We start from the raw sequence: 17363 nt of genomic DNA on the forward strand, positions 1-17363 counted from the left end.
TCTCAGGAGCTTGGCACAAAGGGACAGCATGCGATGCGGATGGAGTTTGCGTGTATTTGCCTGAGCTTGAGCATCGCCTTCCTCGTGCAAACGATGCTGCTGGTGGCGGTGCCGCTATCCGCCATCGAACTCGGCGCAACGCCCTTGGCCCTGGGGCTGCTGGTCAGCGCGCCCTACGTTCTTCCGCTGTGTCTGGCGCTATCGTTTGGTTCTGTTGTTGCTCGCTGGGGGAGTGCACGTCCCCTGAAGCTGGGCGCAGCAGGCATGGTGCTGGGCGCATGGCTGCTGACTGCACTGCCGGGTTTTCAAGGGCTGATCGCGGGGCAACTGGTGATCGGTCTGGCGCAACTGATGATGATCATCTCGGCGCAAACTGCCGTTAGCTACTTCGGGAAAGGTACCAAGCTGGAGCGATACTTTGGCTGGTACACGACTTTTCTGTCTGTCGGTCAAATGCTCGGGCCTTTGCTGGCCGGATGGATAATCGATCATCGAGGGGGAACGTCGAGCGCAATTCATGCTGCTTTTCTGCTGTCTTTAGTCTCGTTGGTGGCGATTTTTATCTCAAATAAAAGAAAAGGCCATGGTGGCGATAAGACAAAATTAGGATTGAAGGTGGGGCTGGCAAGGCAGTTGGCACTGATAAAAAACACGCATGGCGTTCAACTGTCCATGATCGTTTCGCTTGCGGCGATGCTGGCGTTGGGAGCGCACTCCAGCTATCTACCCGTGTACCTGGAAAGCCTGGCACTCTCAGGCACCACGATCGGTCTCATCGTCAGCCTGCGCGCTCTTTCCTCGATGGCCATCAGGCCATTCACAAGCATGACCGTCCGTCTCCTTCGCGGACGTTATGCCACCATGGCTTTGACCATGGCATTCATGGCGTCAGGCTTGTTGCTGACCGGTTTCGCAGGCAACTTCTACCTGCTGTGTTGCTTTTCGATTCTGGTTGGGGTGGGGGTAGGGCTGTCGCAACCGCTTTCGATGGTGGTGATTGCCGAGGAGGTGGTCGAAGAGCAGAGAGCGCAAGCCTTGGCGATGCGCCTCATGGCCAACCGAGCGATGCAGTTCCTCGCGCCTTTGCTTCTCGGGTTTGCCACACAGCTTGGTGGCTTTACGGTGGCCTATTTCATCTGCGGCGTGTTGCTGTTCTTGCACCTGGCACTGTTTAACTGGCTGCGGCGTCGCCATGACAGGAATCTTGTTCGGCAATTTTCTGAATAACGGCCAGGTTGGCTGTCATAGCGGCTGCTCTATCAGTCCTCTCATCCATTCCAGAAACTTCAGCAGAGCATCCGAGGGGCGGGCGTCCTTTGGCCAGGTCAAGTAGTAGGCTTCGCCCGTTTTGCAGACGAAGTCCGATAGTGCCACGAAACTGCCATCCTGTAGCTGGCGCTCGATAAATACCTTAATGGCGATGGCGCAGCCAATATCCATCGAAGCCGCTTCATAGGCTAGGGCAGAGTTGTCGAACTTTATTCCCATCTCTGGGTCAGCCTGGCTCCCGCTTGCTTCTATCCATTTCTTCCAGTCATCCGGGCGTGCCATCGAGTGCAATAGGCGAACTCGTGAAATATCACCTTTTGCCAGGTGTTCTGTCGCCCACAGGGAGGCTGATACGATCGGAATCAGCTCGATGTCGACCAGCTTTTCTGCGTGCAGCCCCGGCCAGTCTCCGTGCCCCGAGCGGATGGCGGCATCCACGTTCTGTGAGCTGAAGTCGACGGGCTTCAAGGACGAAGACAGTTTTACCTCAAGCAGCGGATTTTTCTTGTGGAAATCGGCCAGTCTTGGGATCAGCCATCTCTGGGAAAACGTGGTGTAGGACTGTATCGAAAGCGTGTCTCGCTGATTGCGTCGCGATACTTTGCGTGACGCTTTTTCAATGTCCCGAAAGGCGTTTTTTATCCCATCGTAGAGTTCCGCGCCTTCCTGGGTGAGTTCTATTCCTCGATGCAGGCGCGTAAATAGAGTTACGCCAAGATAATCTTCCAATACCTTTACCTGCCGGCTGACGGCCACTTGGGAAACATGCAGCTCATCGGCGGCACGAGTGAGGCTGCGTAAGCGAGCAGCTACCTCAAACGCTCTTAGCGGATTTAGAGGGGGTAGTGGATGGCTCATATCGTTACCAAGGAAACTTCGAAGCGTTATGTTTTATAGAATCCGCCTTTTCCTGAAAGGTACGATTCCGAGAGACCAACCGCTACATTCAGGAGTGTATCGCCCCCGATTACTACCTGCAACGATCATCACTGGCAGCGCGGGTCAATCAGCGTGACGTGCTCGGAAAACGTACCGTCATTGCGAGACATTCGCGAAAATGAAGAGCCGAACCTCCACCGGTGGAGGGGGCTCGATCACGGTAATGAAGCTGAGTGGTCGGAGACGGTACCTTGTGCGTCACACCGCCCAAGGATGAAGAAGTCCCTCCTGGCTCGGTCCCGGGGCGGAACCCTTGCGCCTGGCGAAGCGGCTAGTGACGGGGCCTATACCAAAGTCGGGTATCGAGAGGGGTTGCTGACTGGACTATAATCGGCTCTCAGATAGATGATAAAGACCATTGTTTTATACACAAACAAATATAAGCCCCGAGGTAACCCCATGACACGTCGCACGCTGCTCAAGTCTCTTGCCGTCGTCGCTACCGCCGGTAGCCTGGTGCTCGCCGGCCAAGCCCAGGCCCGCGAGCTGCGCATGGCACCCGGTGTACCGCCGGCGCATCCCGCCTATGATCCGATGTTCACCGAATTCGCCGAGCGCCTGGCCGAGAAGACCGATGGCGACTTGGCGGGCAGCCTGCTGGGGACCGAGGTGGCCAACATCGGCAACATGCGCAACGCCATCCGCAGCGGCCTGGTGGAGGTCGGTCTCTTCCTGCCGGCCTACTTTCCGGCCGACCTGCCCGAGATCAACCTGGTCGGCGACCTGGCCTTCCTGGGCACCAACCCCCATGCCATGGGGGCGGCGGTGACCGAGTACATCGTCACTTGTGACGAGTGTCAGCAGGAGCTCAAGAAACTGGGCATCGTCTACACCAGCTCTCATGCTTCGGATCTCTACCGGATTCTGAGTACCGAGCCGGTACGCTCTCTCGACGACCTCAAGGGGCTGCGCATGCGCGTGGGTGGCCCCCAGTATTCCCGCTGGGCCGAATCGGTGGGCATGTCGCCGGCATCCATCCCGGTGGGAGAGACTTACGAATCGCTCTCCCAGGGCGTGATAGAAGGCACCATCGCTTCCATTGCCGATATCATCTCCTTTCGCCTGGATGACGTGCTGAATTATGTCACCGATGTCGAGCTGGGCACGTTCCATAGCACCATTTCCCATGCGGTCGGTCAGCAGGCCTGGGACTCTCTCTCTGCCGAGCAGCGTGAGGCACTGGTGCATGCCTCGGTCGAGGCATCCGCCGCCATCACCCAGCGCTGGGGCTACGAGATGGCCGACGAGGCTCGTGAAGTGGCCCGAGAGAGCGGCATCGAGATGCTGGAACCCGAGCCCGAGCTGTTGGAGGCCATCGAGGCGTTCCTCGAGCAAGACCTGGCCTATGCCGCGGAGCAGGCGGAGAGCCGCCACGGCGTGGAGGATGCCGCAGCCAAGATCGAGCGTTTCCAGTCGCTGGTAGAGAAGTGGAACGCCATCGTCGAGGAGGTCGGCGAGGATCCCGAGGCGGTCGCCGAGGCCATGAATCGCGAGGTCTGGGACGCGGTGGATTTCTCCAGCTACGGAACCTGATCTCACGCATCCGAAGGCCGCCATGCCGGCCTTCGGTTATTGCCCTTGCCGGAGATTCGTCATGGATGCGCTCTATCGCCTCACCAACCGGGCCGCCGTCGGTCTGGCATTGCTGGGAACGCTCGGCATCCTGCTGATGGTGATTCATATCACCCTGGATGTGCTGCTGCGCGCGACGCTGTCCGTATCGATTCCCGCCACCGTGGAGCTGGTGACCCGCTACTACCTGGTCACACTGGCCCTGCTGCCGCTGGGCTGGGTCGAGTGGCGCCGGCAGATGATCGCCGTGGAAGCCCTGGAGGGGCTGATGAAGCCCTGGCTGGTGCGCCTGTCCGACGTGCTGGTGTCGCTGCTCTCGGCCGCGGTCTATGCCGTGCTGGCCGTGGCCACCTGGGGCAAGGCGATGGAGCAGTACGATATCGGCTCCTACGTAATGTCGCTGAACTTCCCCATGCCGGTCTGGCCGACCTACTTCGTCCTGCCCGTCGCCTTCGCCCTGGCGGCGGTCGTCTGTGTGGCGCGGTTGCCGTTTCTGGCTTGCGGCGCGGCCCATCCTTCCAGCACGCCAGATGAAAGGTGATCTCCATGTCCGTTGACGTCGGCTTCTACGGCCTGGCCATTCTGATGTTGCTGCTGGCGCTGCGGGTGCCGGTGGCGCTCGCACTGGTCGTGGTTTCGCTGGGCGGCATGACGATGATGTTCGGCTGGAACACGGCCATCGGCATGCTCTCCTCGACGCCCTACGAGTTCATCGCCAAGTGGACGCTCAGCGCGGTGCCGATGTTCCTGCTGATGGGCTTCGTCTGCTATCACACCGGTCTCACCAACGGGCTGTTCAGTGCCGCCAAGGTGGTGTTTCGCTGGCTGCCCGGCGGAGTGGCGATCTCCAGCATCATGGCCAGCTCCGGCTTTGCCGCGGTGAGCGGCTCGAGCGTGGCCTGTTCGGCCGCCATGGGCCGCATCGCCATTCCCGAGATGGTGCGTGGCGGCTACAAGCCGAGCTTCGCCTGCGGCACCATCGCCGCCGGCGGTACCATCGGCGCGCTGATTCCCCCCAGCATCCTGATGATCGTCTATGGCGTGTTCGCCCAGGTCTCGATCACGCAGGTGTTCCTCGGGGGCATCACCATCGGCCTGCTGACGGCGCTGAGCTACAGCCTGGTGATTCTTTTGGTCAGCTGGTGGCGACCCGACATCGTGCCGCGGGAGGCCGTGGGGTCCCGCGACATCACCGCCCGACAGGCACTGCTCGACATCTGGCCGGTGCTGGTGCTGGGCGTGCTGGTGTTCGGCGGTCTCTTCTCGGGTTTCTTCACCGCCACCGAGGCGGGGGCGGTGGGGGCCGCCGGGGCAATTCTCATCGGCCTGGTGCTCCGGCGCCTGAACGGCCAGGCGATGAAGGCCGCGCTGCTCGAGACCCTTTCCACCACCTCGGCGCTGCTGATCATCGGCGTGGGGGCCAGCATGTTCACCCTTTTCCTGAGCCTGAGCGGCCTGGCCGGCTACGTCACCGGGGCGGTGACCGGCTGGGAACTCTCCTATCTCGAACTGATGCTGGTGGTGGTGCTGATCTACCTCTTTCTGGGGCTGTTCATGGAGCCCTTCGGCGCCATGCTGGTGACCTTGCCGGTGCTGCTGCCGGTTTTCGAGCTGTATGACGTGAGCCTGATCTGGTTCGGCGTGCTGCTGGTGAAACTGCTCGAGATCGGCATGATTACCCCGCCGGTGGGCATGAACATCTTCGTGATCAAGGGCGTGGCGGGCCAGTACGCCTCGCTGATGGACATCTTTCGTGGCGTGTCGACGTTCCTGGTCGCCGACATTGCCGTGGTGGCGCTGGTGGTCTTCTTCCCCCAGATCGTGCTGGTGCTGACCGGCGGCTGATCCACCACAGGGATGGCGGCGCGGCCAATCGTCAGCCTCCCTTCGATTCAAATGGTTTGTTTATTAAACAATATGTTTAGTTCTCAATCACAATTCCTCCCAAGGAGGCCGAGAGAGTGAACAAGGTCATCGACAGCACCACTGCGGCGGACCTGATCCGGGATGGCGACACCGTCATCTGGACCACCGCCGGCCTGAGCGGCTTCGCCGAGGCCGTGGCCACGGCGCTGGAGCGGCGCTTCCTGGAGACCGGCGCGCCCCGCGATCTCACCGTGGCGCACAGCTGCGGCTGTGGCGACGGCAAGAGCCGCGGTATGAACCACCTTGGCCATGCCGGGCTGGTCAAGCGCCTGATCAGCGGCCACACCGGTCAGGCCCCGCGCATGGGCGAGCTGATTCGCGAGAACCAGATCGAGGGCTATCTGCTGCCGCAGGGCGTGCTGGCCCATTTATGGCGCCACATCGCCGGCAACAAGCCCGGCGTGCTCAGCAAGGTAGGGCTGGGTACCTTCGTCGACCCGCGCCTGGAGGGTGGCAAGGCCAACGCGGCGGCCGTCGAGGACCTGGTCAAGCTGATCGAGCTCGAGGGCAAGGAGTGGCTGCTCTACCGCACCTTCCCGGTGAACGTGGCGGTGATTCGCGCCACCACCGCTGACGAGCGCGGCAATTTGAGCATGGAGCGCGAGGCGTTGTTCCTCGAGCAGCTCTCCATGGCCCAGGCGGCCAGGAACAGCGGCGGCATCGTTATCGCCCAGGTCGAGTACCTGGCCCAGCAGGGCAGCCTGCATCCCCAGCGGGTCAAGGTGCCGGGCGACCTGGTCGACTACGTGGTGGTGGCCGAGCCCGAGCACCACATGCAGACCATCACCACCACCTACAACCCGGCCCTGGCCGGCGATCTCAAGGTGCCGCTGGGCGGCATCAAGCCGCTGCCGCTGGACCCGCGCAAGGTGATCGCCCGGCGCGCCGCCATGGAGCTGGTGCCGGGTGGGGTGGTCAACCTCGGCATCGGCATGCCGGAAGGGGTCTCCAGCGTGGCAGCCGAGGAGGGCGTCAGCGACCTGATGACCCTGACCACCGAGCTCGGCACCTACGGCGGCGTGCCCGCCAGCGGCGGCGACTTCGCCACCGCCTACAACGCCGAGGCGATCATCGACCACGGCTACCAGTTCGACTTCTACGACGGCGGCGGGCTGGACGTCTGCTTCCTCGGCCTGGCCCAGACCGACCACGAGGGCAACCTCAACGTCAGCAAGTTCGGCGACAAGGTGGTGGGGCCGGGCGGCTTCATCAACATCAGCCAGAACGCCCGCAAGGTGGTGTTCTGCGGCACTTTCACTAACGGCGGCGAGCTGGCGATCGAGGAGGGCCGCCTGCGCATTCGCCAGGAGGGCCAGCGCCGCAAGTTCGTTCAGCGCGTCGACCAGATCACCTTCAGCGGCCGCTACGCCCAGGAGACCGGCAAGCCGGTGCTGTTCGTCACCGAGCGCTGCGTCTTCGAGCTGATCGACGGCGAAATCACCCTCACCGAGATCGCGCCGGGCCTCGACATCGAACGCGACATCCTGGCGGCCATGGACTTCGTGCCGCGCATCGCCAGCGAGCTGCGCGAGATGCCGGAGGCGCTCTTCCAGCCCCGCTGGGACGGCCTGCGCGAGCATCTGGCACGCGACTGAGCATCAGGAGATCAGACATGTTCAAGAACGCCTACATCCCCTACGGCGGCTACTACTCCAGCCCCTTCTGCAAATGGATGGGCAGCCTGGCCAACGCCAACGCCATCGAACTGGGCGCGGCCACCAGCAAGCGCTGGTTCGCCAGCCGCGGCATCGACCCCACGCTCATCGACTACCTCTACCTGGGGGTGTCGGTGGGCCAGAAGTCGATCTTCTACGGCGCGCCCTGGGCCGCGGCCATGATGGGGGCCGGCCAGGCACCCGGCCAGAACATCACCCAGGCCTGTGCCACCGCGACCACGGCGGTGTTCAATGCCGCCCTGGCGGTAGATGCCGGCAGCTTCGAGACCACCTACTGCCTGCTCGCCGACCGCCCCTCCAACGGCCCGCACACCATCTGGCCCAACCCCAACGGGCCGGGCGGCGAGGTGATCGCCGAAAACTGGAACATGGACAACATCGCCGCCGACCCGGCCACCGGCAAGGACATGCTGACCACCGCCGAGAACGTCGCGCGTGAGCATGGCTTCAGCCGCGAGCAGGCCGACGAGCTGACCCTGCGCCGTTACGAGCAGTACGCCGAGGCGCTGGCTAACGAGCGTGCCTTCCAGAAGCGCTACATGTTTCCCGTCGAGGTGGCGGTCTCGCGCAAGGAGACCAAGCTCGTCGAGGCCGACGAGGGCGTCACCGCCACCAGCGCCGAGGGGCTCGCCAGGCTGCGGGCGGTGCAGCCCGATGGCATTCATACCTATGGGGCCCAGACCCATCCGGCCGATGCCAACGCCGGCATCGTCGTCACCACCCGCGAGCGAGCCGTGGAGCTCAGCCGCGACCCGCAGATGGCGGTGCAGGTGGTGGCCTACGGCCATGCCCGGACCAAGCCGGCGCACATGCCCATGGCCCCGGCCACCTCGGTGCAGCGCGCCCTGGATCAGGCGGGCCTGACCCTCGACCAGATCAAGACGATCAAGAATCACACCCCGTTCATCGCCAACGACCTGCACCTGGCCAAGGCGCTGGGGCTCGACGCCCACAGCTTCAACAACTACGGCACCTCGCTGGTCTACGGCCACCCCCAGGCGCCGACGCTGGCTCGCCTGCTGATCGAAGCCATCGAGGAGACCGCACTCAAGGGCGGCGGATATGCCCTGGTGACCGGCTGCGCCGCCGGCGACTCTGCCGCCGCGCTGATCGTCAAGGTGGGCTGAGTTCTTTCCGGTCATTCCAACCGGGAGCGCCCGTCAATGGAGCCGGCGGGTGTGCAAGCAAGAGAGCAAGGGACAAGGGTTGCACAACTTAGTCATCGAACTAGAACAATACGGAGATCTTAAAGATGTTGAACAACAAAAGACTGGCCATGGCGATCGCGATTTCAGCCGTTGCCGCACAGGCCCATGCCCTGGATCTGGGTGAATTCGGTGGGGCGAATCTCAGCATCGGAGGCTATGTAAAGGCGGAGGGAATCTTTACCAATCCGGATGAGGGAGACCGGAACTTCGATGCAAGTGCTCGCCAGTCGCGCATCAACTTCCAGGTCGACAGAGAAGTCCAGGGTCATAGCGTGACGGGCTTCATAGAGGGCGACTTCTGGGATAACGCGACGGATGAAACGGATACGAGCTACGCCATGCGCTTGCGCCATGCCTACATCCAGGTCGACGACCTGACCCTCGGGCAGACCTGGTCGGGCCAGTTCTTTGCCAACGCGCCATTCGACGTCGAGATCCTCGATTTCTACGGCACTGGGGTCGGCAGTGTTTCCGGTAGTGGGGCGGTCGTACGACCCGATGTGGTGCTGCACTATACGCCGGGTGGGTTCCGCTTTAGCCTCCAGGACCCGGTCTACCAGGATGCCGACTACCCGGACATGGTGGCATCCTATACGCACCGCACCGAGGCGGGACACGCCTTCAACGCTGCCGTGACCGGGCGGGAGGTCGAGACCGGCATCGATGAATCGAAGTTCGGCGCCGCGTTCTCCCTGGCGGCAAAGTTTAAATTCGGCGACACCGCTCTCGCCTTGAGCGGCTACACGGGGAAAGGCAACAACGTCTACTCCGGCTGGGGGTATAACGGCGCGACGAACCCTGCCAGCGTGGCCGCGAGTGGAGAGGTCAATGCCGATGGCGACCTGGTGAGCACGACAGGCTATACGGCAGGGGTGAGCCATCGATTCAATGAGCAGTTCCGCGGCAACATTCGCTACGCCCAGGTGGAAGCGGATGAGGTGGCACCGACCGTCGCCGACGACACGCTCAAGATGATGAACGTCAACCTGATCTACACCTACCTGCCCAATCTGGAATTCGGCATCGAGTGGCGTGACCGTAATGCGACGACGATGCCGCTGCGTCCGGGCGGGCAGCAGGTGGAATTGATGGCGATGTACAAGTTCTAACGAGAGTTTATCGCCAACCGTTCGTTCCTTGTTTCGATCGTCATCGTTGGGGCGAATCACCGATGGGTGTCGATGATTCGCTCCTTTTTGTTGGCAGCTGAATGCTGGATGAATACGAACTAGACGTTCACTTTCAACGCCGACTCTAGCGTGTCGACATCGCCGTAGAGGGCGCTCGAGTTCACCACGCGAGCGCCTTTTTCATCACTGACGACCAGGGTGGGAACGCCGTTGGCGCCAACGCGGCGCATCCACGCCTTGCCCTCGGCAATCCGCGCCTGGTTGCTCGTGATCAGCTCGTCATCCTGCGCGTGGAAGCGGCGTGCCGCGTCTGCCAGGTCCAGCGACTCCAGCACGGAGGCCACGATGGCCGGATCGGCGTTGTTGCGACCTTCGACATAGCGTGCGCGCTGGAGGGCGTGAAGCGCGGCGAACTCCCGGGTTGGTTCGGTCAGGCGTACGGCGGTGAGCGCCAGCGTTGCCGGTCCGGAATCGACCCGCCACTCACGGTTACCCAATACCCCATCGCGATAGGCGTCGCTGAATGGCTGGCCGGTGAGTCGCGCGATGCGCTGATCGGCCGCCCAGGCATGAGCGGCGAAGCCATCATTCATGGCAAAGGCGCCCTCGCCGGCAAAGAGCCCGGTGGGGACCAGTTGGACATCGTGCTCGGCTCGTTCCAGCAGCCTTTCCATTACCACTGCCGCACCGTAGCACCAGCCGCACTGTGGATCGAACAGGTAGATGAGGCGAGTAGGGGCGGTCATCGGCTTCCTCGGCATGGTGTTGGCGTGAACCGCTGATCTAATCCCATCGAGGAACGGACCACAAGAAGTCAGCGCCCGGTGAGCAGGTCAGCGCGATGTGACCTTTGCCTGTGGGCGAGAGGCACAGCGGCGGCCGATGTCTGTGCGTTTCTCGTGCGCGTAGGCTCAGAGCCTTCTCTCTCACAGCCCTCTCTCGGGAAAGCGGGCCAGCACTGCACCGGCGTGGCGCAAGGTATGGCCATGGGCCTGAGCCTGGGGTGCCTGGGTGGCGAGATAGAAGCGGGCCAGTTCGCTCAGCCCTGTCAGGTAGTCGGGGTCGCCTTCGCCTGCTGCGCGGCGGGTTTCGGCGGCCAGCGCCAGACGGGCCATCTGCCAGGCGCCGCAGGCGATGCCGAGCAGGTGCAGCAGGGGCACGGCGCCGGCGTAGAGTTTGGCGGTGTCGGCCTGGTGGGCCAGCAGCCAGTCGACGGTTCCGTCGAGCAGGGTGGCCTGGTCGTGGAGCGGCTGCGCCAGGTCGTTCAGGTGTTCATGACCGTCGAGCCGACCGGCCGTCTGACGAATATCTGCGATCAGCTCGCGCAGGGTGGCGGCGTCCTCACGCAGGATCTTGCGCCCTAGCAGGTCGTTGGCCTGGATGCCGGTGGTGCCCTCGTAGATGGTGATGACACGGGCGTCGCGGAACAGTTGGGCGACCCCGGTCTCCTCGACGAAGCCCATGCCGCCGAACACCTGGATCGCCTCGTCGCACAGGTCGTTGCCCACCTCGGTGCACCAGCCCTTGGCCACCGGCATCAGCAGGTCGACGTAGTGGCGATGCTTGTCGGCGACCTCGGCACCGGGGTGGTGGCGGGCGAGGTCGAACCAGCCGGCGGCGCTGTAGAGCAGGCCGCGCATGGCCATCAGCCGGGCGCGCATCGACACCAGCATGCGCTTGACGTCGGGGTGGGCGAGGATCGGTAGGCCGACTTCGCCGGTGACGATATCGCGCCCCTGCACGCGCTCTCGGGCGTAGGCGAGGGCGGCTTGGTAGGCGCGCTCACCCAGTGCCACGCCCTGAACGCCCACGTTGAAGCGGGCCTCGTTCATCATCACGAACATGGTGGCCAGACCCTGGTGCGGCTCGCCCACCAGATAGCCCAGGGCGCCGCCGTCGTCGCCGTAGCTGAGGGTGCAGGTGGGGCTGCCGTGGATGCCCATCTTGTGCTCGATGGCGATGCAGCGAATGTCGTTGCGCGGCCCCGGCTCGCCCCGTTCGTCGAGCAGGTACTTGGGCACCAGGAACAGCGACAGGCCTTTCACCCCCGGCGGGGCGTCGGGCAGCCGGGCCAGCACCAGGTGCACGATGTTGGGGGTGAGCTCGTGTTCGCCGTAGGAGATGAAGATCTTCTGGCCGAACAGGCGGTAGGCGCCGTCGCCCTCGGGCTCGGCGCGCATGCGCGTGGCGGCCAGGTCGGAGCCGGCCTGGGGCTCGGTGAGGTTCATGGTGGCAGCCCATTCGCCGCTGACGATCTTTGCGAGCCAGGTGGCCTTCTGTTCCTCGCTGGCGGCGATCATCAGTGCCTCGGTCTGGCCCACGTTGAGCTGGGGCAGCATGGCGAAGGCCATGTTGCTGGCGAACCACATCTCCCACACCGGGGTGGAGACCAGCTTGGGCAGCCCCTGGCCACCATGCTCAGGGGGCAGGGAGAGGCCGATCCAGCCGGCCTCGCGGAACCGGTCATAGGCCGCCTGCCAGCCCTCGGGGGTGACCACTCGCTCACCTTCCAGGCGACAGCCCTGGCGGTCGCCGACGGTATTGAGCGGCGCGAGCACGCCGGCGGCGAACTTGCCGGCCTCTTCCAGCACGGCGCTGACCAGATCCGGAGAGGCATCTTCGCAGCCGGGCAGCTCGCCGATCCGCTCGAGACCGGCCAGCTCCTCGAGGATGAACTGCATATCGCGCAGCGGCGCTTGGTAATCGAGCATGGCGATGAGGACTTACCTTGGTGCCATACGGATCGCCCCATCTACTCGAATGGTTTCGCCGTTGAGCATGGGGTTGTCGACGATATGGCAGGCCAGGCGCGCGAATTCGCCAGGCTCGCCCAGCCGGTTGGGGAAGGGGATGGACGCGGCCAGGGACTGCTGCGCCTCTTCCGGCAGCGCCTCCATCAGCGGGGTCTTGAACAGCCCCGGGGCGATGGTCATGACGCGAATGCCGTGGCGCGCCAGCTCCCGGGCGATGGGCAGGGTCATGGCGACGATGCCGCCCTTGGACGCCGCATAGGCGGGCTGGCCGATCTGGCCGTCGTAGGCCGCCACCGAGGCGGTGTTGATGATCACCCCGCGCTCGCCGTCGGCCTGGGGCTCGCCCTTGGCCATGGCGGCGGCGGCCAGGCGCAGCATGTTGAAGCTGCCCAGCAGGTTGATGTTGACGATGCGCGAGAAGGCTTCGAGCGGCAGGGGCTCGCCGTGGCGATCGACGACCTTGGCGGGGTCGCCGACTCCGGCGCAGTTGATCAACCCCTGCAGGCCACCGAAGGTGTCCACGGCCAGCGTCACCACGGCCTGGGCATCGGCCTCGCTGGTGACGTCGGTGCGCTGGAACAGCGCGCGGTCGGTGGCGCTCCTGGCGTTCAGCTCTTTCGCCAACGCCTCGCCGCGCTCGGCATTGAGATCAGCGATCACCACGTTGCCGCCGGCGTCGTGCAGGGCGCGCGCGGTGGCTTCTCCCAGCCCCGAGGCGCCGCCGGTGACGATGAAGGTATTGTCCTGAAATTTCATGATGCTCTCCTCAGGTGCGTGGTCCCTGGCCCTTCTGCTTGAAGAAGCTGCCGATGCGCTCGGCGACCTCGGGGCTGGTCTGGGTCAGGGCGGCGGTCAGCGACTCGACGAACAGGCCGTCGTCGCTGGACATGTTGTCGATGCGCGAGATGGCGGAAACCATGGCCCAGTTGGCCATGGGCGCGTTCTCGGCGATGCGGGAGGCCAACTGGCGGGCCTTGTCGAGGCTCTCTCCCTCGCCGACCACGTAGTGGGAAAGTCCGAGGCGCTGGCCCTCTTCGGCAGCCATGACGCGGCCGGTCAGCATCATCTCGCACATGCGGCCGGGGCCGATGATGCCGGCGACCCGCACCGAGGCGCCGCCACCGACGAAGATGCCGTGGCGTCCTTCCGGCAACTGATAAACGGTGCTGGATTCGGCGACCCGTACATGGGTGGCGGTGGCAAGCTCCAGGCCGCCGCCGATCACCGCGCCCTGCATGGCGGTGACTACCGGAATGCCACCGTTCTGTAGCCGATCGAAGATGCGATGCCAGCCACGGGAGTGCTGCACCACGCCAAAGGGCTCGCGATGCTGGTGCTCGGCCAAGTCGAGGCCGGCGCAGAAGTGCTTGCCTTCGGCCGCAAGAATGATGACCCGGGTCTCTTTCGGGGTGGCAACCAGTGCCTCTTCCAAAGCGCTTAGCAGGTGATCGCTGACGGCGTTACGCTTCTCCGGCCGTGCCAGCGTGATGGTGTAGATGCTGTCGTCCAGAGTCGTCTTGACGAGTGTTTCGGTCATGGGGGCCTCGGCAGTCATTCGTCAGGCTGAGCGCTTGTTGGTCATAGATACTGTTGTGAGTATAAACAGTATAGAGGCTACAGCACCACCCCCAGCGGGTCATTCTCTGGGTGATACGTCTTTGGTCTAGTGTGAGCTTCGGCGTGGGACGAAACGAAAAACGGCGGCCCGAGGGCCGCCGTAATGGGAGGGATAAGAAGTTCGACGTGACGGTCAGGCAGAACACTCGGCCTGCAGGGTCATGGCAGCTTCGTAGATCTCGCCAGCCTCGCCGCCAACTTCCTCCAGGTAGCCATCGATGGTTTGCTGTAGCACCGGGCCCCACTCGGGATGGTCGAGCGCGTCTTCGATGACCAGGAACTCGTGGCCAGCCTCCTCGGCATCCTGGCGGCCCTGGCGGATCAGCTCGTCGTAGACCGCCGCGGCACGCAGCGACCACTCCATGCCGCTATGGTCGTCGATCACTTGCTGCAGGTCCGCGGGCAGGCTGTCGTAGGTGCGCTGGTTCATGGTAGCGAACAGCGACAGATCGTAGAGGGGCACTTCGGTGTGATAGCTGGCCAACTCGTTGAGGCGGAAGGTTTTCATGCCCTCCCAGTTGAAGCTCAGCCCATCCACCACGCCGCGCTGCATGGAGGTGAAGACCTCGGGAGCCGGCATGCCCACGGCCTGGGCGCCGAGGCGGGTGAACATATCGCCGACCACCGGCGTGGGGCGGCGCAGGCGCAGGCCTTCCAGGTCTGCCGGCGTCTCGATCAGGCGCTCCTTGGTGTGCAGGTAGCCGGGACCGGTGGTGAACATGAACAGCGGCCGGGTATCGGAATACTCCTCGTCGAAGTGGCCCTGGTCGTAGAGCGACTGCAGGATACACGAGCCCTGGCGGCTGCTGGCCGAGACGCCGGGCAGCTCGACTACCTGGGTCAGGGGAAAGCGGCCGGCGTTGTAGCCCTGGGCAGTGGCGCCGATGTCGGCGATGCCGTTGACCACACCCTGGTAGGCACTGTCGGCTCCCGTCAGGGTGGCACCGGGAAAGACCTGCACCTGCAGGCGGCCATCGGATGCCTCCTCGACGCTCTCCGCCCAGGCCTGGAAGAGTTCGCGGTCGATCATTGAACCGCCGGGCCAGACGTGGGCGATGCGCAGGGTGGTGGCCTCGGCCAGGGCCGGGGTGGCCAGGAGGGCCGCGGCCAGGGCGCCGGTGAGGGCGCTCTTGTAGACGCTCTTCAGGCCACTCTTCGGGGAAAGCGCGGTCACGATCTTGCTGAGTGTCATGGGGATTCCTCTTGTCGTTATGGGGTGCAGCACTTACAAGTCCAGAACCAGAACCTTGCTCTTGGCCCGTGAGCAGCAGGGGGTGAACTGGTCGTTGGCGGCATGCTCGTCGTCGTCCAGGTAGAGGTCGCGGTGGTCGGGCTCGCCCTCCAGCACCCGGGTCAGGCAGGTGCCGCAAACCCCCTGCTCGCAGGAAACCATGATCTCGATGCCATTCTCGGCCAGCACCTGATGCACCGTCTTGTCGGCGGGCACGGCGAAGCTGGCGCCGCTACTGGCGATCTTGACCTCGAAGCTGTCGTCGTCGGCGGTGTCGGTCACGGCGCCGGCGAAGTACTCGGTGTGCAGCCGCTCGCTGGGCCAGCCTGCCGCCTTGCAGGCCGTCAGCACCGCTTCGATGAAACCGGTAGGGCCGCAGACGTAGACCCGGGCGTCGGGATCCGGCGTGGCGACCAGCGCCTCGAGGTCCAGCTTCTGCTCCGCTGCGCCATCGTCGAAGTGGAAGTGCACCCGCTCGGCGAAGCCGGACTCGGCGATGCGCTGACGAAAGGCGGTGCGCTCCGGCGAGCGCGTGCAGTAGTGCAGCTCGAACTCGGCATCGGTGTGGGCCAGGCGCTCGGCCATGCACAGCAGCGGCGTGATGCCGATACCGCCGGCCAGCAGCAGGGTGCGCGCTGCCGGCTTGAGCGGGAAGTGGTTCTTGGGCGCGCTGATCTGGATCAGGTCGCCCACCTGGATCTCCTCGTGCATGGCCACCGAGCCGCCCCGGGAGGCGGGATCGCGCAGCACGCCGATCAGGTAGCGGTCGCGCTCCTCGGGGTGATTGCACAGCGAGTACTGGCGAATCAGGCCGCTTTTGACCTGCACGTCGAGGTGGGCGCCGGCGCTGAACGCCGGCAGTGGCCGACCGTGGGGATCGGCCAGCTCGAAGGTGACGATGTCCCGGGCCTCGTCGTGGCGCGCCTTGACCTCGACGATCAGCGAGAGGGGAACGCTGCTCATGGGGTGACGCCCTCCCTGGCGGTTCGCTCCTCGGTGAGGATGCGGTCGATGATGCGCCTGGCCTGTACGCCGCCGCCGTCGATGTTGAGCTTGAGCAGCTGGCGCTCCGGATAGCGCAGCAGGTTGCGCTGCTGGGCCTCGAGCATCTCCAGGTCTTCGGCGAAGATCTTGCCCTGGCCCTCGCGGATCTTGTCGGTGAGTTCGCTGTCCTCCGGCTTGAAGTTGCGTGCCATGCCCCAGAAGTACCAGATCGAGGTATCGGTTTCAGGAGTGATGAAATCGACCACGATGCTGGACGCCTTGACCGCCGCCGGCGCGTCGTAGCCGCCATTGCCGGCATGGGCCACGCCCACGTCGATATGCACGTGGCTCGGCGGGGTGAAGCGGCAGATCTGCCAGCGGTCCACCGGCACGTCGTCGGCCAGGCCGCAGCCGCGCAGCGCCGCCTGCCAGAAGGGCGGCGCCGGAATGTTTTCCATGTGACGGCTGGTAATCACTTCGTCGCCCTGGACTGTCGTCTCGGGAGCGGCCTCCTCGATCTCCGGCTGGCCGATGCTGGAGGCGTGCACGTAGGTCTCATGGGTCAGGTCCATGAGGTTGTCGATCATCAGGCGATATTCGCAGCGGACGTGATAGAGGCCGCCGCCGTAGGCCCAGTCGGGACTGTTGGCCCAGTGCAGCTCGGGGATCAGGCTCGGGTCGGCCTGTTCGGGATCTCCCGGCCACAGCCACACGAAGCCGTGGCGCTCCACTACCGGGTAGGCGCGGATGCTGGGGAAGCCACGCACGCGCTGGCCAGGCATGCCGGCGCACTTGCCGTCGCAGCCCATCTCCAGGCCGTGGTAACCGCACACCAGTTTGCCGTCGCGTACGAAACCCAATGACAGCGGGGCACCGCGGTGGGGACAGAAGTCCTCCACCGCGGCAACGCGGCCTTCGTCGCCGCGAAAGAGTACGATGGGCTCGTTGCAGATGGTACGTCCCAGCGGCTTGCTCTCGATCTCGTCCGGGGTGCAGGCGACGTACCAGGTGTTCTTGGGGAAGGGAGCCTGTTTCGTCATGGTGTCTCCTCGGCTGCG

The 17363-nt window shown here is 64.3% G+C and carries 15 protein-coding genes; 7 read left to right on the forward strand and 8 right to left on the reverse strand.

Annotation, left to right across the window (positions count from 1 at the left end):
* Positions 1-33: 33 nt before the first annotated feature.
* The gene (locus tag HOP51_RS18350) at positions 34-1227 is read left to right on the forward strand and encodes an MFS transporter (protein ID WP_234275331.1); all 1194 of its coding nucleotides are present in this window, start codon (positions 34-36) and stop codon (positions 1225-1227) included.
* 15 nt (positions 1228-1242) lie between these two features.
* On the opposite strand, the gene HOP51_RS18355 is transcribed toward HOP51_RS18350, so the two are convergent.
* Positions 1243-2127, reverse strand: a complete 885-nt coding sequence (locus HOP51_RS18355) for a LysR substrate-binding domain-containing protein (RefSeq protein ID WP_234275332.1) — start codon at positions 2125-2127, stop codon at positions 1243-1245.
* Between the two features lie 480 nt (positions 2128-2607).
* On the opposite strand from HOP51_RS18355, the gene dctP reads away from it, so the two are divergent.
* From dctP to HOP51_RS18385, 6 genes are all read left to right on the forward strand, one after another.
* Complete coding sequence (gene dctP, locus HOP51_RS18360) at positions 2608-3741, forward strand: TRAP transporter substrate-binding protein DctP (RefSeq protein WP_234275333.1); 1134 nt, start codon at positions 2608-2610, stop codon at positions 3739-3741.
* Between the two features lie 61 nt (positions 3742-3802).
* Positions 3803-4321 (forward strand): TRAP transporter small permease, encoded by a 519-nt coding sequence (locus HOP51_RS18365; RefSeq protein WP_234275334.1) that lies wholly within the window; start codon positions 3803-3805, stop codon positions 4319-4321.
* 5 nt (positions 4322-4326) lie between these two features.
* Positions 4327-5625 carry a TRAP transporter large permease gene (locus HOP51_RS18370; RefSeq protein ID WP_234275335.1) on the forward strand — a complete coding sequence of 433 codons (1299 nt, stop codon included), beginning with the start codon at positions 4327-4329 and terminating at the stop codon, positions 5623-5625.
* Between the two features lie 116 nt (positions 5626-5741).
* Positions 5742-7301 carry an acyl CoA:acetate/3-ketoacid CoA transferase gene (locus HOP51_RS18375; RefSeq protein ID WP_234275336.1) on the forward strand — a complete coding sequence of 520 codons (1560 nt, stop codon included), beginning with the start codon at positions 5742-5744 and terminating at the stop codon, positions 7299-7301.
* Positions 7302-7318: 17 nt separating this feature from the next.
* Positions 7319-8509 carry a thiolase family protein gene (locus HOP51_RS18380; RefSeq protein WP_159555014.1) on the forward strand — a complete coding sequence of 397 codons (1191 nt, stop codon included), beginning with the start codon at positions 7319-7321 and terminating at the stop codon, positions 8507-8509.
* A 125-nt stretch (positions 8510-8634) separates the two neighbouring features.
* Positions 8635-9699 (forward strand): hypothetical protein, encoded by a 1065-nt coding sequence (locus HOP51_RS18385; protein ID WP_234275337.1) that lies wholly within the window; start codon positions 8635-8637, stop codon positions 9697-9699.
* Between the two features lie 119 nt (positions 9700-9818).
* On the opposite strand, the gene HOP51_RS18390 is transcribed toward HOP51_RS18385, so the two are convergent.
* The 7 genes from HOP51_RS18390 to HOP51_RS18420 all read right to left on the reverse strand — a co-directional run bounded on the left by HOP51_RS18390 (position 9819) and on the right by HOP51_RS18420 (position 17345).
* Positions 9819-10466 carry a DsbA family protein gene (locus HOP51_RS18390; RefSeq protein WP_159555012.1) on the reverse strand — a complete coding sequence of 216 codons (648 nt, stop codon included), beginning with the start codon at positions 10464-10466 and terminating at the stop codon, positions 9819-9821.
* 180 nt (positions 10467-10646) lie between these two features.
* On the reverse strand, positions 10647-12431 hold the full coding sequence (locus HOP51_RS18395; RefSeq protein ID WP_234275338.1) for an acyl-CoA dehydrogenase: 1785 nt from the start codon (positions 12429-12431) through the stop codon (positions 10647-10649).
* A gap of 12 nt (positions 12432-12443) precedes the next feature.
* Positions 12444-13229, reverse strand: a complete 786-nt coding sequence (locus HOP51_RS18400) for a 3-hydroxyacyl-CoA dehydrogenase (protein WP_159555008.1) — start codon at positions 13227-13229, stop codon at positions 12444-12446.
* A 10-nt stretch (positions 13230-13239) separates the two neighbouring features.
* Entirely contained in the window at positions 13240-14010 is a 771-nt protein-coding gene (locus HOP51_RS18405) for a crotonase/enoyl-CoA hydratase family protein (protein WP_234275339.1), read from the reverse strand.
* Positions 14011-14223: 213 nt separating this feature from the next.
* The gene (locus tag HOP51_RS18410) at positions 14224-15282 is read right to left on the reverse strand and encodes a TRAP transporter substrate-binding protein (protein ID WP_234275340.1); all 1059 of its coding nucleotides are present in this window, start codon (positions 15280-15282) and stop codon (positions 14224-14226) included.
* A 33-nt stretch (positions 15283-15315) separates the two neighbouring features.
* A complete protein-coding gene (locus HOP51_RS18415; RefSeq protein WP_234275341.1) occupies positions 15316-16284 on the reverse strand; it encodes a PDR/VanB family oxidoreductase in 969 nt (322 codons plus the stop codon).
* Positions 16281-17345: an aromatic ring-hydroxylating dioxygenase subunit alpha gene (locus HOP51_RS18420; protein ID WP_159554996.1), complete on the reverse strand. Its 1065-nt coding sequence runs from the start codon at positions 17343-17345 to the stop codon at positions 16281-16283. The genes HOP51_RS18415 and HOP51_RS18420 overlap by 4 nt, the downstream gene beginning before the upstream one ends.
* Positions 17346-17363 lie beyond the last annotated feature (18 nt).

It is taken from the genome of Billgrantia zhangzhouensis (genome assembly GCF_021404465.1).
Classification (GTDB): Bacteria; Pseudomonadota; Gammaproteobacteria; order Pseudomonadales; family Halomonadaceae; genus Halomonas; species Halomonas zhangzhouensis.

What these genes read in the sequence shown, in the direction of transcription:
- dctP (WP_234275333.1), top strand. Translation starts at nt 2,608, where the DNA reads ATGACACGTCGCACGCTGCTCAAGTCTCTTGCCGTCGTCGCTACCGCC.
- HOP51_RS18415 (WP_234275341.1), bottom strand. Translation starts at nt 16,284, where the DNA reads ATGAGCAGCGTTCCCCTCTCGCTGATCGTCGAGGTCAAGGCGCGCCAC.
- HOP51_RS18420 (WP_159554996.1), bottom strand. Translation starts at nt 17,345, where the DNA reads ATGACGAAACAGGCTCCCTTCCCCAAGAACACCTGGTACGTCGCCTGC.
- HOP51_RS18385 (WP_234275337.1), top strand. Translation starts at nt 8,635, where the DNA reads ATGTTGAACAACAAAAGACTGGCCATGGCGATCGCGATTTCAGCCGTT.
- HOP51_RS18405 (WP_234275339.1), bottom strand. Translation starts at nt 14,010, where the DNA reads ATGACCGAAACACTCGTCAAGACGACTCTGGACGACAGCATCTACACC.
- HOP51_RS18350 (WP_234275331.1), top strand. Translation starts at nt 34, where the DNA reads ATGCGGATGGAGTTTGCGTGTATTTGCCTGAGCTTGAGCATCGCCTTC.
- HOP51_RS18355 (WP_234275332.1), bottom strand. Translation starts at nt 2,127, where the DNA reads ATGAGCCATCCACTACCCCCTCTAAATCCGCTAAGAGCGTTTGAGGTA.
- HOP51_RS18400 (WP_159555008.1), bottom strand. Translation starts at nt 13,229, where the DNA reads ATGAAATTTCAGGACAATACCTTCATCGTCACCGGCGGCGCCTCGGGG.
- HOP51_RS18365 (WP_234275334.1), top strand. Translation starts at nt 3,803, where the DNA reads ATGGATGCGCTCTATCGCCTCACCAACCGGGCCGCCGTCGGTCTGGCA.
- HOP51_RS18380 (WP_159555014.1), top strand. Translation starts at nt 7,319, where the DNA reads ATGTTCAAGAACGCCTACATCCCCTACGGCGGCTACTACTCCAGCCCC.
- HOP51_RS18395 (WP_234275338.1), bottom strand. Translation starts at nt 12,431, where the DNA reads ATGCTCGATTACCAAGCGCCGCTGCGCGATATGCAGTTCATCCTCGAG.
- HOP51_RS18370 (WP_234275335.1), top strand. Translation starts at nt 4,327, where the DNA reads ATGTCCGTTGACGTCGGCTTCTACGGCCTGGCCATTCTGATGTTGCTG.
- HOP51_RS18410 (WP_234275340.1), bottom strand. Translation starts at nt 15,282, where the DNA reads ATGACACTCAGCAAGATCGTGACCGCGCTTTCCCCGAAGAGTGGCCTG.
- HOP51_RS18390 (WP_159555012.1), bottom strand. Translation starts at nt 10,466, where the DNA reads ATGACCGCCCCTACTCGCCTCATCTACCTGTTCGATCCACAGTGCGGC.